Source organism: Seohaeicola sp. 4SK31 (genome assembly GCF_028802875.1).
Classification (GTDB): domain Bacteria; phylum Pseudomonadota; class Alphaproteobacteria; order Rhodobacterales; family Rhodobacteraceae; genus Seohaeicola.
The window spans coordinates 1-14582 of record NZ_JARAMP010000047.1; the positions used below are offsets into that span (position 1 = coordinate 1).

Annotated in this window: 13 protein-coding genes, 1 tRNA gene and 1 pseudogene; 10 read left to right on the top strand and 5 right to left on the bottom strand. The window is 59.4% G+C overall.

All coding sequences use genetic code 11. The features are described 5' to 3' along the window. Positions 1-124: 124 nt before the first annotated feature. A pseudogene (locus PVW27_RS20555) lies at positions 125-1054 on the top strand (TRAP transporter large permease); the annotation flags it as partial. Positions 1055-1118: 64 nt separating this feature from the next. On the opposite strand, the gene tpiA reads toward PVW27_RS20555, so the two are convergent. The 3 genes from tpiA to PVW27_RS20570 form a co-directional block, all read right to left on the bottom strand. Continuing rightward, positions 1119-1868: a triose-phosphate isomerase gene (gene tpiA / locus PVW27_RS20560; RefSeq protein ID WP_274560937.1), complete on the bottom strand. Its 750-nt coding sequence runs from the start codon at positions 1866-1868 to the stop codon at positions 1119-1121. 74 nt (positions 1869-1942) lie between these two features. Continuing rightward, positions 1943-2323: a HesB/IscA family protein gene (locus tag PVW27_RS20565; RefSeq protein ID WP_274560939.1), complete on the bottom strand. Its 381-nt coding sequence runs from the start codon at positions 2321-2323 to the stop codon at positions 1943-1945. Between the two features lie 55 nt (positions 2324-2378). Then, positions 2379-2741: an SUF system Fe-S cluster assembly protein gene (locus tag PVW27_RS20570; RefSeq protein WP_274560941.1), complete on the bottom strand. Its 363-nt coding sequence runs from the start codon at positions 2739-2741 to the stop codon at positions 2379-2381. A 312-nt stretch (positions 2742-3053) separates the two neighbouring features. On the opposite strand from PVW27_RS20570, the gene PVW27_RS20575 reads away from it, so the two are divergent. From PVW27_RS20575 to PVW27_RS20610, 8 genes are all read left to right on the top strand, one after another. Beyond that, positions 3054-3191, top strand: a complete 138-nt coding sequence (locus tag PVW27_RS20575; protein WP_274560942.1) for a hypothetical protein — start codon at positions 3054-3056, stop codon at positions 3189-3191. A gap of 81 nt (positions 3192-3272) precedes the next feature. Next, complete coding sequence (tgt, locus tag PVW27_RS20580; protein WP_274560944.1) at positions 3273-4412, top strand: tRNA guanosine(34) transglycosylase Tgt; 1140 nt, start codon at positions 3273-3275, stop codon at positions 4410-4412. 242 nt (positions 4413-4654) lie between these two features. Next, positions 4655-6316 carry a hypothetical protein gene (locus PVW27_RS20585; protein WP_274560946.1) on the top strand — a complete coding sequence of 554 codons (1662 nt, stop codon included), beginning with the start codon at positions 4655-4657 and terminating at the stop codon, positions 6314-6316. Positions 6317-6500: 184 nt separating this feature from the next. Next, the gene (lon, locus tag PVW27_RS20590) at positions 6501-8906 is read left to right on the top strand and encodes an endopeptidase La (protein ID WP_274560948.1); all 2406 of its coding nucleotides are present in this window, start codon (positions 6501-6503) and stop codon (positions 8904-8906) included. A gap of 136 nt (positions 8907-9042) precedes the next feature. Beyond that, the gene (locus PVW27_RS20595) at positions 9043-9627 is read left to right on the top strand and encodes an HU family DNA-binding protein (RefSeq protein WP_274560950.1); all 585 of its coding nucleotides are present in this window, start codon (positions 9043-9045) and stop codon (positions 9625-9627) included. 19 nt (positions 9628-9646) lie between these two features. Next, a tRNA-Val gene (locus PVW27_RS20600) sits at positions 9647-9721 on the top strand. Positions 9722-10426: 705 nt separating this feature from the next. Next, positions 10427-10867: a hypothetical protein gene (locus tag PVW27_RS20605; RefSeq protein ID WP_274560951.1), complete on the top strand. Its 441-nt coding sequence runs from the start codon at positions 10427-10429 to the stop codon at positions 10865-10867. A gap of 19 nt (positions 10868-10886) precedes the next feature. Beyond that, entirely contained in the window at positions 10887-11927 is a 1041-nt protein-coding gene (locus tag PVW27_RS20610) for a hypothetical protein (protein WP_274560953.1), read from the top strand. Positions 11928-12773: 846 nt separating this feature from the next. Here the strand turns inward: PVW27_RS20610 and PVW27_RS20615 are convergent. Next, positions 12774-13463 carry a recombinase family protein gene (locus tag PVW27_RS20615; protein ID WP_274560955.1) on the bottom strand — a complete coding sequence of 230 codons (690 nt, stop codon included), beginning with the start codon at positions 13461-13463 and terminating at the stop codon, positions 12774-12776. A 344-nt stretch (positions 13464-13807) separates the two neighbouring features. Here PVW27_RS20615 and PVW27_RS20620 point away from each other — a divergent pair, with 344 nt between their 5' ends. Next, positions 13808-14335 carry a TIR domain-containing protein gene (locus PVW27_RS20620; protein ID WP_274560956.1) on the top strand — a complete coding sequence of 176 codons (528 nt, stop codon included), beginning with the start codon at positions 13808-13810 and terminating at the stop codon, positions 14333-14335. Here PVW27_RS20620 and PVW27_RS20625 read toward each other — a convergent pair. Next, positions 14289-14582: hypothetical protein (locus tag PVW27_RS20625; RefSeq protein WP_274560958.1), on the bottom strand; the 294-nt coding region annotated here is incomplete at its 5' end. The two genes, PVW27_RS20620 and PVW27_RS20625, sit on opposite strands and share 47 nt — an antisense overlap.

Sequence of the window (14582 nt, forward strand, 5' to 3'; positions counted from 1 at the left end):
CGCTTCATTGTAGGCTGGCCAGTTCGTGGTCTTGTAGGTCGGGGGTATGTGTCTGCTCATGCATCCCAGCTACCACGCTGGATTCACGAGATGAATCCCTCACAGGATTTGTGCAACAGAGCCCCTGATCCCGCCCTCCATCGTGATGGTGGTCTATGCCTCGGCCACAGATGTGTCGGTGGGCCGGATGTTCCTGGCCGGTGTGATTCCGGGCCTGCTGGCAGGCTTCATGTTGATGCTGACCATCTACGTCATTGCGCGGGTCAAGAACCTGCCCAAGGGCGATTGGCTGGGCTGGGGTGAGGTCTGGTCCGCAGGCCGGGATGCTGGCTGGGGTCTGATGCTGATCGTCATCATCCTTGGCGGTATCTATGGCGGTATCTTCACCCCGACCGAGGCCGCAGCCGTGGCGGCGGTCTATGCCTTCCTGATCGCCTGCTTCGTCTACCGCGACATGGGCCCGCTGGCCCGCCCGGAGGGCGAGCGCAACCTGACCCTTCTGGATCGGCCCATTGCGCTGGTCACGGCCTTCTTCCACCGCGACATCCGCAACACCCTGTTCGAGGCGGGCAAGCTGACCGTCACGCTCATGTTCATCATTGCCAACGCGCTGATCCTCAAGCACGTTCTGACAGACGAACAGATCCCGCAGCAGATCGCAGGCGCGATGCTGGCCGCAGGTTTCGGTCCGATCATGTTCCTTGTGATCGTGAACGTCATCCTGCTGATCGGCGGCCAGTTCATGGAACCTTCGGGCCTGATCGTGATCGTGGCACCCCTGGTGTTCCCCATCGCGATGGAACTGGGCATTGACCCGATCCATCTGGGCATCATCATGGTGGTGAACATGGAAATCGGGATGATCACGCCGCCGGTGGGGCTGAACCTCTTCGTCACCTCTGGCGTGGCGGGCATGCCGATGATGCGCGTTGTGCGCGCGGCGCTGCCTTTCCTGGCCGTGCTTTTCGTGTTCCTGATCCTGATCACCTATGTGCCGATCATCTCGACATGGTTGCCGACGATGATGATGGGACCAGAGATACTGGTGCGTTAGCGATCCGCGACGATCACAAGACACAGACGGCGCGGGGGCAACCTCGCGCCGTTTGCTTTTGTGCCTAGCTGGCCTCTAATGCCGCGATGATGGGGCAGAAATCATCCGCCGTCAGGCTGGCCCCGCCGACCAGCGCGCCGTCAACATCCGCAACCGCAAAGATCTGCGCCGCGTTGTCCGGCTTGACCGACCCACCATAGAGCAGGCGGATCGCCTCTCCTGTGGCGGCCCCGAACCGGCTGACAAGGCGGTCTCGCAGAAAGCCATGCACCTCGGCAATCTGATCCGTCGTGGCGATACGACCCGTGCCGATGGCCCAGACCGGCTCATAGGCGATGACGGTGTTGTCCCCCGTGGCGCTGTCGGGGACCGAGGCGTCAAGCTGCGCGCCGATCACCTCAAGCGTTTGGCCCGCGTCCCGCTCGGCCAGCGTCTCGCCCACGCAGATCACGCCGACCAACCCGGCCGCCTGTGCGGCCCTGGCCTTGGCGCGCACGGCGGCGCTGTCCTCTTGGTGATCGGCGCGGCGTTCCGAATGGCCAAGGATCACGGCCGTGGCACCGACATCGGAGAGTTGCGCCGCCGCGATGTCGCCGGTATGGGCGCCTGCGATTTCCGAGTGGCAATCCTGCGCCCCGACCTGCATCGCATGCGACAGGCACCGTTCAGACGCGGCATGGATCAAGGTGGCGGGCAGGCAGATCAGCAGATCAACACCGGGGGCAGGGCAGGCGGCCATGATCCGGTCCAGCTGACCCAGATCGGCCAGCATCCCGTTCATTTTCCAGTTGCCCGCTGCCAGTTTGCGCCGCATCACCACATCCTCCGTCCTGTTTTGCCTTGTCCTTACAGGCAGGGGACGGGGTTTTCCAGACGCGACGGGTCGGATCAGACGTCGCCACGCTCGGCGGACAGCGCCTCGACATCCTTGAACTTGATCGATTCGCCGCAACCACAGGCATCCTCGACATTGGGGTTGTTGAACTTGAACCCCGATTCCAGCAGCGATGTCTGATAATCGATCTGCGTGCCGAACAGGAACATCTGCGCCATCGGCGCGATCATGACGCGCGCGCCATCCTGTTCCACCACCTCATCCATCGGGTTGATGTCGGCGGCATATTCCATCGTGTATTCCATGCCCGCGCAGCCGCCCTTCTTGACGCCGATGCGCAGACCCTTGTGGCCATCCTTGGCCATCAGCCGCGCGATCTGGTGGGCTGCGGCCTCGGTGATGGTGACGGCCTGTTTTCCGGGTATGGCGAACATCGTTCCTGCCTTTCAGCCTTTGTCCTGCCCCGGTGAGGATATCACCGGCGGCGGATCACATGAAGCCCAGTTCCAGCCGGGCTTCGTCGCTCATCATGTCCATGCCCCATTGGGGCTCCCATGTCAGTTCGACATCCACATGCTTGACGCCGGGCAGAGGTTCGATCGCATCGGCGACCCAGCCCGGCATCTCTCCGGCCACGGGACATCCGGGGGCGGTCAGGGACATGATCACCTTGACCTCGTTCTCGGGATTGATGTCGATGGTATAGACCAAGCCCAGATCGTAGATATTCACCGGGATTTCGGGATCATAGACCGAGCGGCAGGCGGCCACCACCTCATCATAGAGAGGATGGTCGGTGCTGGAGGGCGCGATCAGCGGAGTGCCTTCAAGCGGTTCGGCGTTCTGGGTCATGTTCTGTCCTGCGATCAGTCCTGCGGATTTCCTGACTGAACATATAAGGATAGAGGGCGGTTTCGTCCAGTGCCACCGGCAGGTCAATGCGCGCGGCGCTCTGTCTTGTAACGGCAGGGCGGCACGCATATCTTGATGATACGCGCCGACGTGCCGGGCAGACCCGGCCCGCTGGCGGTCTGTCCGCACTATCCTGCCCTATTGAATACGCCGGTCTGCACCGCGACCCAAGCAGGCCGTTGCGATCCGGCAGGGCAGGGATCGATCCGCACGGCATCCGCCGCCCGGAGCTTCAGCCGGAAGGAACCGGTCATGTCCAAAAAAGGCAACAAGACCAAAGGCAACAAGGAAAGCAAGAAACCCAAGCAGGAAAAGCCCAAGGTTCTGGCCACGGCCAATTCCGGCGCGGGCAAGCCGGGGATCACCGTGGCAGGCAAATCCGTCAAGTGATGCGCTGACCCGCCCTGCCTGCCGTCTTGGCTTTTGACGCAAAACGCCCCATAGGAGGCCGATGCGACAAAGGGCAGACAGATGACACAGACGGCAGGGCGGTTCCGCTTCGACCTCAAGACCACAGATGGCAAGGCGCGGCTGGGCGCGATCACGACCCCGCGCGGCGTGATCCGCACGCCGGCTTTCATGCCCGTGGGCACCGCCGCCACCGTCAAGGGGATGATGCCCGAGAGCGTGGCCGCCACGGGGGCCGACATCCTTCTGGGCAATACTTATCACCTGATGCTGCGCCCCACGGCGGAACGGATCGACTGTCTGGGCGGGCTGCACCGCTTCATGAACTGGGACAAGCCGATCCTGACCGACAGTGGCGGCTTTCAGGTCATGAGCCTGTCCGGCCTGCGCAAGCTGACCGAGGAAGGTGTCACCTTCAAATCCCATATTGACGGGTCCAAACACCACCTGACCCCGGAACGCAGCATGGAGATCCAGCGCCTTCTGGGCAGCGATATCGTGATGTGCTTCGACGAATGTCCCGCCCTTCCCGCCGATGATGCCGAGGTGGCCCGCGCCATGCGCCTGTCGATGCGTTGGGCGCAACGCTCGCGCGATGCCTTTGGCGACCGGCCGGGGCATGCGCTTTTCGGGATTCAGCAGGGCGGCGTGACGCAGCATCTGCGCGCCGAGAGCGCGGAGGCGCTCAAGGCGATCGGCTTTGACGGCTATGCCGTGGGGGGCCTCGCCGTGGGTGAGGGGCAGGAGGCGATGTTCGGTGTCCTCGACTATGCCCCCGACATGCTGCCCACCGACAAGCCGCGCTACCTGATGGGCGTGGGCAAACCCGATGATATCGTCGGCGCGGTCAAGCGCGGGATCGACATGATGGATTGCGTGCTGCCCTCACGCTCGGGCCGCACCGGGCAGGCCTTCACGCGCCACGGCGTGGTGAACATCAAGAACGCGCGCCATCAGGACGACCCGCGCCCTCTGGACGAATCCTGCGCCTGCCCGGCCTGCCGGGGCTATTCGCGCGCCTATCTGCACCATGTGTTCCGCGCTGGCGAGATGATCTCGGGCATGCTGCTGACATGGCACAACCTGCATTACTACCAGGACCTGATGCAGGGCATGCGCGACGCCATCGCCGCAGGCACTTTCGCGGCCTTCGAGGCCGATTTCCATGCGCAGCGGGCAGAGGGCGATATTCCACCCCTCTGATCCCGGCGGCACGGGCGGAATGGATATTTGCAGCAAGAAGAAACATCAGGCGCGGTGACCCTTCCGCACGGGGCCGGGCGGCAGAGGGGCCGGCGGCGGGTGCGGAAGGGGTTTCTCCTTGCACGGTCATCGGCGTCCCCGCCTGTACCGTGTTCCGACCCTCGCCGATTAACCTTAACATTCCGTTTCTTCTTGCCTTAAATATCCATCCACAGGGGATGCGGGCGCGAAAGGGGCAGGGGATGGACTATGGCTATGATCTGGGCCGCTATGGCCGCACGGTCACGACGTCCGCGCCTGACGCGCAGATTTGGTTCGACCGCGGCCTGAACTGGACCTTCGGCTTCAACCATGCCGAGGCGGTGGTCTGTTTCGACCGCGCGCTGGCCGCCGATCCTGACTGTGCCATGGCCCATTGGGGCATCGCCTATGCGATGGGACCGAATTACAACATGCCTTGGGCGCTTTACGATGAGGCCAGCAAGACAGCCGCGCTGGCGCGCGCCCACGCCGCGACACAGGCGGCATTGGCGCGTCTGGATCAGGTCACCCCGCCCGAACAGGCACTGATCCGGGCGCTGGCGGCGCGCTATCCGCAAGCCACGCCCATCCCTGACATGCGTCCCTGGGACCGCGCTTTCGCGGATGCGATGCGCGCAGCGCATCTGGCGCATCCCGATGACCTTGATATCCTGTCGGTCACGGCCGAGGCGCTGATGGACCTGACACCCTGGCGCATGTGGGATCTGGCGACCGGCCAGCCCGCCCCCAATGCCGCCACCGTCGAAGTGCGCGCCTTGCTGGAACATGCCATGCGCGACCGGCCCGGTGCCATGGCGCATCCCGGCATCCTGCATCTCTACGTCCATCTGATGGAAATGTCGCCCGTCCCGGAAAAGGCGCTGCCCGCGGCGGATGTGCTGCGGACGCTTGTGCCCGATGCGGGCCATCTGGTGCATATGCCCACTCATATCGACGTGCTGTGCGGCAACTACCACGATGCGCTGCACTGGAACCAGGCGGCCATCGCGGCGGATCGCAAGTATCTGGACCGCGAAGGGGTGATGAATTTCTACACCGGCTACCGCGTGCACAACTATCATTTCGCCGTCTATGGCGCGATGTTTCTGGGCCAGTACGGGCCAGCCCTTTCCGCAGCCGAGGAACTCATCGCCACCATGCCCGAAGATTTCCTGCGCATCCCATCACCCCCGATGGCGGATTTCTTTGAAAGCTACCTTGCCGTCAAACAACACGTTTTCGTGCGTTTCGGCAAATGGGAGGAGATCATCGCGCAGGAGCTGCCCGCCGATCCGGTCCTGTTCTCGAACCTCACCGCGATGATCCACTATGCCAAGGGCGTGGCCCATGCCGCCTTGGGGCAGGTGGATCAGGCACTGGACGAACAGGCGTTGTTCCGGGCGGCCCGTGCCCGCGTGCCCGCGACGCGGTTGCTGCACAACAACCGCTGTCAGGACCTTTTCACCATCGCCGAGGAGATGCTGGCGGGCGAAATCGCATATCGCCGCGGCCATTTCGACGCGGCTTTCGCGCATCTGCGCGCCTCGGTCGCAGCCGATGACAATCTGCCCTATGACGAGCCATGGGGCTGGATGCAGCCCACCCGCCATGCGCTGGGCGCGCTTCTGCTGGAACAGGGCCGGACCGCCGAGGCCGAGGCCGTTTACCGCGAGGATCTGGGGCTGGGTGGCACCCTGACGCGGGCGCAGATCCATCCTGACAATATCTGGGCACTGCGCGGGCTGATGGACTGTCTGAAGGCCCGGGGCGCGGATAGCAGCGATGAGGCCCGCCTGATCCGCCAGCGGTTGGATCTGGCGCAGGCGCGCTCGGACCTGCCGGTCGAGGTGTCATGCTTCTGCGCGCGCGGGCGGGCCGGGTGACATTTCAAACCTGCTGCATTTCGCGCCTTGCCCTGACCGGGGCGCGAAGGCATTCTGGCGATGATAGCATGACGCCGGACGCTTGAAACTCCGGCCTCCGTGCCCCAGATTAACGGAACGATAATGGAGATGCCCCGGTTGCCGACTGTCGGGACCGCGCCATCTGCCGAACAAAGGACCGAGCATGCAAGACCCCCTGAACCCCTCCTATCCTGTTCTGCCTCTGCGCGATATCGTCGTGTTCCCGCATATGATCGTGCCGCTTTTCGTCGGCCGCGAGAAATCGGTTCGCGCGCTTGAGGAAGTGATGGCCGATGACAAGCAGATCCTGCTGTCCAGCCAGATCGACCCATCCATCGACGATCCCGCCTCGGACGGGATCTACCAGACGGGCGTTCTGGCCAATGTGTTGCAACTGCTGAAGCTGCCCGATGGCACCGTCAAGGTGCTGGTCGAGGGGCAGGCGCGCGTGCGCATCACCGAATACCTGACCAATGATCGCTTCTTCGAGGCGCGGGCGGAATACCTGACCGAAACCTCCGGCGATGCCGCCACGATCGAGGCGCTGCTGCGCACCGTCACGGCAGAGTTCGAGCGCTATGCCAAGATCAAGAAGAACATCCCCGAGGAGGCGCTGGTCGCCGTGTCGGAAACCACCGATCCGGCCAAGCTGGCCGATCTGGTCGCCGGGCATCTGGGGATCGACGTGGCGCAGAAGCAGGAACTTCTGGAAACACTCAGCATCAGCGAGCGGCTTGAGAAGGTCTATGGCCTGATGCAGGGCGAAATGTCCGTGCTGCAGGTCGAGAAGAAGATCAAGACCCGTGTCAAAAGCCAGATGGAGCGCACCCAGCGCGAATATTATCTGAATGAGCAGATGAAGGCCATTCAGAAGGAACTGGGCGATGGCGAGGATGGCGGCAACGAAGTCACCGAGCTGGAAGAGCGCATCAAGGCCACCAAGCTGAGCAAGGAAGCCCGCGACAAGGCCGAGGCAGAGTTGAAAAAGCTCAAGAACATGTCGCCCATGTCGGCGGAAGCCACCGTCGTGCGCAATTACCTTGACTGGATGCTGGGCTTGCCATGGGGCATCAAGAGCCGCGTCAAGAAAGACCTGCACAAGGCGCAGACCATTCTGGATGACGATCATTACGGTCTGGAGAAGGTCAAGGAACGCATTGTCGAATATCTGGCCGTGCAGCAGCGCAGCCAGAAGCTGAAGGGGCCGATCATGTGCCTCGTCGGCCCTCCCGGTGTGGGCAAGACCAGCCTTGGCAAATCCGTGGCCCGCGCCACGGGGCGCGAATTCATCCGCATTTCGCTGGGCGGTGTGCGCGACGAATCCGAAATCCGGGGGCATCGGCGCACCTATATCGGCTCCATGCCCGGCAAGATCATTCAGGCGCTGAAAAAGGCCAAGACCACGAACCCGCTGATCCTGCTGGATGAGATCGACAAGATGGGGCAGGATTTCCGAGGGGACCCGGCCTCGGCCATGCTGGAAGTGCTTGATCCGGAACAGAACGCGACCTTCGTGGACCACTATCTTGAGGTGGAATACGACTTGTCGGACGTGATGTTCCTGACGACGGCGAACTCCTACAACATGCCCGGTCCGCTTCTGGACCGGATGGAGATCATTTCGCTGGCCGGCTACACCGAGGATGAGAAGCGCGAGATCGCGCGGCATCACCTGATCGCCAAGAAGATCAAGGATCACGGTCTGCGCAAGGGTGAATTCGAGATCACCGATGGTGCGTTGAACGAGATGATCCGTCGCTATACCCGCGAAGCGGGCGTGCGGAACCTTGAGCGTGAGATCGCGAAACTGGCCCGCAAGGCCGTGACGATGATCGTCAAGAAAGAGGCAACCAAGGTGGTCATCACCGAGGAGAACCTTGATCAGTTCCTTGGCGTCAAGAAGTTCCGCTATGGTCTGGCCGAGGCCGAGGATCAGATCGGGGTCGTCACTGGCCTCGCCTGGACCTCTGTCGGAGGGGACCTCTTGCAGATCGAGGCGCTGCGCCTGCCGGGCAAGGGGCGGATGAAGACGACGGGCAAGCTGGGCGATGTGATGAAGGAAAGCATCGACGCGGCCAGTTCCTATGTCCGCTCGATCAGCCCGAAGATCGGGGTGAAGCCCACCAAGTTCGACAAGATCGACATCCACGTCCACGTCCCCGATGGCGCGACGCCCAAGGACGGGCCGAGTGCAGGTCTGGCCATGGTGACCTCGATCGTGTCGGTGCTGACGCAGATCCCCGTGCGCAAGGACATCGCCATGACCGGCGAGGTCAGTCTGCGGGGCAATGCGATGCCCATCGGCGGTCTGAAGGAGAAGCTGCTGGCGGCGCTGCGGGGTGGCATCAAGACGGTGCTGATCCCGGCCGAGAACGAAAAGGATCTGGCCGAGATCCCGGACAATGTGAAGGAGGGGCTGGATATCATCCCCGTGAGCCACGTGTCCGAGGTTCTCAAGCTGGCCCTCGTGCGCGCGCCCGAGCCGATCGAATGGGATGAGGAAGCCGAGGAAGCCGCCGCTGCGGCCGCCGTGGCCAAGGCCGAACCGTCAAGCGCCGTGGCGCATTGACACGCAGATCCCGGTGATCCGGGGACAGGATGAAACAGATCGGCGGCATCCCTCGGGTGCCGCCGATTTTTCATGCACTGTTCGAAATTTCGCGGTATGCGTTTCTGAACAGGAAACAAACCTTGGGACAGTGGACATGGTGAAAGTAAAAAGTTCGGACAAGACAGAACCGACAGGCGCCAAACCGGGCGTGAAGACGGCCGCAAACCTGGCAGGCTCCAAGACGGCTGCCAAATCCGTGAAGGCGCCGGCGAAGCCCGCCAAGGCGGCAAGCAAACCCGTGAAGCCTGCCAAGGCGGCCGCGATTTCCCAGCCGGTGGCGCCCCCCAAACCCGCCGCGCCGCTGGCCGAGGTGACAGCCGCGCCGGTCCTTTCGCCAATCGCCCCACCGGCAGAGCCCGCTGCGGCCGAGCCGAAGCTGGTCACCTCTTCCAGCCCTGTCGTGACTGGGCCCGAGATGAAGAAGAAAGAGCTGATCGAGAAGGTCGTGAAACGCTCGGGCGTCAAGAAGAAGGACGCCAAACAGGTCGTCGAGGCGATGCTGGCCGTTCTGGGCGAGTCGCTGGCCGATGGGCGTGAACTGGTCCTGCAACCGATGGGGCGGCTCAAGACCACGCGGGTCAAGGAATCCGGAAGCGGACGCGTCCTGATCTGCCGGCTGCGGCAGGGCGGCGGTGAGGGAAAAGGTGGAAAAGAGGCTCTTGCAGAGGATGACGACTGAGTCTAAAAGCCCCGTCACCGGGTGATTAGCTCAGTGGTAGAGCGCTTCGTTCACATCGAAGATGTCAGGAGTTCGAATCTCTTATCACCCACCATTCTTCCCCAATATCTTTTCTTATATATAACAATGACTTAATGGATAACTCTGCATGTCCATTTCGGTTCTCTATGGTACTTCTCCTAGTATTTCTATGGTACTTCGGAGGCGCTGAATCGCGCCTCCTCTCTAGTCTGATCTGAGAGTGATCCTTCCTACGGGCACCGATACATGTTTGCATCAATTAACATATCGCCCAGCAAGCTCGTGGCCTGAGTTTTGAGCAACACTAGGTTGGCTCCGCGCATAGCAGCCTGACGCTTGATTTCGGTCAAGGCGCGTTCTTGCGAGTACTTGTTTGAACCCACCTGCGGCACAAGCCCGACTTCTACAGCACCCGCACAGTCGGGTGACGAGGCAAACGATACGCGTACTTGCTCGGGGCTAATAGGTTGATACCGAACCCCGGTTTCCATTACGGGTTCCGTACATGCTGCAAGAGTTAAAGCCAGCGCGATAGCAGTCGATATAGTTCGCAAGTCATTCTCCTTTTCGTTGCATCGGCTCGGACTAGGAAACCTTTAAGGCGAGAGTTTGACCTTAGTGCGTGATTAAGATTGATATAGCCATCGACTCGCCAAACTCCTGCCTCCATCAAAGGATAACAAGGACAAATTGTTGTTGGTGGACTCAAACTCAGTCTACTCAAGCACGTAATCGCAATAGACATTGCAACTAGTTCGCGGAGTGGTGTGCGCCAATCATGAGAACGATCCCATTCATCCTCGCGGCTATCTTTTCAACGCCCGTCAGTGCCGACTTCATTGACACGCAATGGTCAGTTGTTGGTTTCAACGGCGAGGCGTGGTTCATAAACACACAAGGTATTATCGGCCAATCCCAGACTTTCAATCGCGGCTACGCAGAAGGTGTGTTCTACAACTGCGACTATGCTGGGCAATCTTCCACATATACGCGGTACGATAACAACACATTCTTCGCCAACCCAGAGTTTGAATTGTTCTTGCCCTTGCGCGAGGAAATGACGCTTAGCAGCGAAACACTGTTTGTGCATCGGATCACATGCGAAGGTGGTGGAAACCCGGCCCAGCGGCGCGTGATGTATCCATTCATAACCAATGAAGCGCGAAAATCTGCATGGTATCTTTTCGAAGGCGGGGTTTTCTCGCTCCATAACCCGTGAGCTGAGAAGGGTCGAAAAAATGAAAGCGTTCTTGAAAGGCTTGTGCATCGTTGTTGCCTTAACAGTTGGGGGGATGGTGTTTGCGACAACCTTTCCAGAAGTTGGTTTATTGATAGGGCCGTTATTCCTTTTGGTGCCCCTAATCGCGATTTTCAAACCGCTTCCGCAGATATACTTGGGTAATCGAGCGTTCAGCGCATCAGTCGCGTTTTTTGTGGGTCTAGTGAGCACGACACTCTCCTATGGAGCCATGTTGGATGCTCAGGGGATAGCAGAACTGCGCGCGGCAGACCCAACCGCATACCTGACACAGCTTGAAGTCCGCGACCGAGCCAAGTGGATTTTGGAACTGGAGGAGCTGGACCCCGAGCGCTACGCCATTGAAAAAGCAAGAATTGCAGAACTTGAAGCGAAACGTAGGGCGGAGACTGAAGCGGCAGAGGCCCGCATAAAGGCAGAGGCAGAGGCGGCAGCAGCTGAGCGAAGGGCAGAAGCTGAGGCCAAACGTCAAGCCGGACAAGTGGTCAAGGTCTCCGCCTATATTGAACAATTGGACAGAGAAATAGCATCCATTCCCGGTGTAAAAGCGTCGAAATATACAGGCGACATTGCCGGCATCAATACCGGCCTTGTGCTAATTGGTGCGTGGGCGCTACTTTTTGAAGAGGGTGAAAATCTGTCTTTAACTGAAGAGGCGAGGCAGAAACGCGAGCAATTCAGGAAGCTTCTTGTCAACAAGCAAGTGGAGCTATTGCCCGCTTTGCGCGATGCCTACGGACCGATTATGCGTCGGGAGCTTTGGGAAGTTGACGGTAGCGCGAGGACAATTGGCGCTGGATATAGAACTGTTGAATTCGTTTCGACCGCGTTTGTTCGCAATGCAGGTATCCAACAGATACACAGCGAGATACGCGAAAATTTGATGATGTTGCGCTTCACGCGAGCCCAATACAAGTGGTTTAAGGAAGTTTCAGAATACAGCTACTATACTTTGGAAGTGCCAAAGGACTCCGAAATCGTGAGATGGCAAAGTGGGGGGAGTTTCCGTAAACTGGAGTGACATCCGCGCGCAGTACATTTGTAAGCGAGCGAATGTCAATTTGGGGGCGTGGTATTTCGCAGCTTGGAGAAAGTTCCCGCCCTTACGCCCTTGCGGCCCCGGATGTCGCAACATCCGGGGCAACAGTTTACTTACTTTTGGGTTCGTTGTTATCTCGACCTTTGCCGGAAGGTTGATTGGGTTCTTTGCTGGGCCAGCCAGCCGAATTATTGTTGCTCACGATACTTCTCCATGGTTCTTCGATTTCTTGTTTCTCAGAGACAGCGGACTGTCTGATATGTCCAAGACAGTGTCACAATTGCTGTGAACTGTAGAGTTCACTTTGATGGTGAACTGAAGAACTCACACAGGGTGCGAGCTAATGAGCTCACGTCAACGGTGAGCATCTGAACCCACATCGAATGCGGGTTGCGTTCACCATCATTGAAAGATCATGGCGTGTCAACACTGTCTGTTCTTGGGGTCTGGAGCTGCAAGCACAACAGTTCATTCGAGATGAAATGGAAAAGGCTCGGTGCGCAAGGGGGACAGCGCCTGCAACAAAAATCCATTCTGACCGGAAAATTTTTGAGAGGCTTTGAAACACCATTCTTGTCGGAATGACTTGGCGGCGGGTCCCCGGTGCGGTTTTGTTGCAATGAGAACAGGCGAGGGTTGCCCTGTGTGTAACAACAGGGTTGCTGTGTAACTCGCTCTCAGCCCCTACCCGCCTTGCCCCACCCCCACCCCATACCCCGTCTCGGGACCCCGGAGGCCTTATTTTCATGAGCCTGTGGCAGCGTAGGCAGAAGCGCCTGACGGCGCTCAGCGACCGTTTCTGTGGCTCAGGCGAGGCGATATGTCGTGTTATGACTTACCTTTGTAGACGCCAGCCCTTTGCAGCATCTGCCGTACACTGTTTGCCTGATACTCCTTACCAGATGGTGCAGTGAAACCCTCCTTGGCAAGCTCGCTGGCGATCTGGCGCAGGGTTCGCCGGTTGCCTTTACGGTCGGCGCGGTAGAGGGCCTTGGCGCGCGTCAGCGCGTCTTCGGAGTACTGGCGCGATCCGCCCTCCACGCGCCGTCCAAGGTCTTTAGACTTGAGGTCACGACCCTTCTGGAGACGCTTCACCAGTTTGCGCTTCTCTAGCTCTGCAAACACCATCCCGATCTGTGACATGGCGCGCCGCATGTCGTCCTCTTGCTCGAAGAGAGGCTCGCCGTTCGCGCAAATCACCTTAACATCAAGGCCTTTCAGCAATACTTCACCGAAGATGCTGGCGTGCATAGAGCGGGCAAAGCGCGAGGGGTCTTCAATGATGATGGTCCGAACACCGTTGCCCGCTACGTGCTCAAGGAGGGCCTTGAAGCCGGGGCGATTTTCGATCAGCTCTGCCCCGCTGACCGCCTCGTCATAGTACTCAGCGACGATCACATACCCATGCTGGCGAGCACATTGGTCGATTGCCTCGCGCTGACGCGCGCCACTGGTCTTGTCAGCACCCACGTTCGCAGCGCTGGACGTTCTGAGGTAAGCGATAGCTTTGTTTTCCATAATGATTACAACTATTTGGACATGATTCTGTTATATCTCTTGAGTAACATAACAGATTTCACCTCGGAATCCTTCAAATATGTAAGGAAACAATCGGTTTTTGGGGGCAAGTGGTGGGCACGCGCGTTAGCGCCCAATCCGCAGCTTCCCTTGTGCGTTGCATTTATGCAACAATAACAGATTGGGCGCAGTTTGAAAAGTTGTGGTCGCTAATGCACGAGGCGGCTGCAGGAGCTTTTTCAGTCGCGCACGAGTAGACGGTGCGACGTAGACTCAATAGATACAAGACGATATGACATTCAAATTAGCGCCTCCGGGTGCCATTATTTCAAAAGGATTTGCACGTGGCTATTGTTCGCCGGAAATGCTTCATTTCGTATCATCATGATGACCAAGACGCGGTGAATCAGTTCGTCCGCGACTTCGACCATGAGCACGACACGTTCATCGCGCGTGGATTGGGTGAAGAAATGCCCGGCGACATTATTCAAAGCACCGACACAGACTACATCATGCGGCGTATCCGGGAGCGCTTCTTGTCCGACTCCACAGTGACAATTGTTCTGCTAGGGCGCTGTACGTGGGCAAGGAGGTACGTCGATTGGGAATTGCAGGCTTCCTTGAGGCGCGGCGAGAACAGAACACCCAACGGACTGCTAGGAATCAAACTACCAAGCTATCCAGAGAAGGGCGGATCATTTCCCAAGCGCTTCAATGACAACCTTAAACACGAAGGTCAGGATGATTGCTATGCCCGGCATATGCCTTACCCTTCAACTACTGAGCGACTGGTTAAAGCAATCGAAGCTGCGTACGAAAGGCGGACTACGCACGCCCATCTGATCGTAAAACCTCAGCAATCTTCGCGATGATCCGGTTGCGAGTAGAGACGTTGACCCCCGCCGCGTGAGCCATCGCAAGTAGGCAGCGAATTTCATAGTCGTCGGATTCCGGGGTAAGCTGCGAAGCCTTCTCCATCAGGTCGTCCGGATTTGCCCGCTCTTCGGCGATATGCTCGCGCGCCTTTTCGATCCGCTCGTACAGGTATTCGTCGGTGCCGTACTTGCTGCGATCCCTGTCGGGGTCGCGTTCCGCCTCGTAAATCCGGGCACGCAGTGT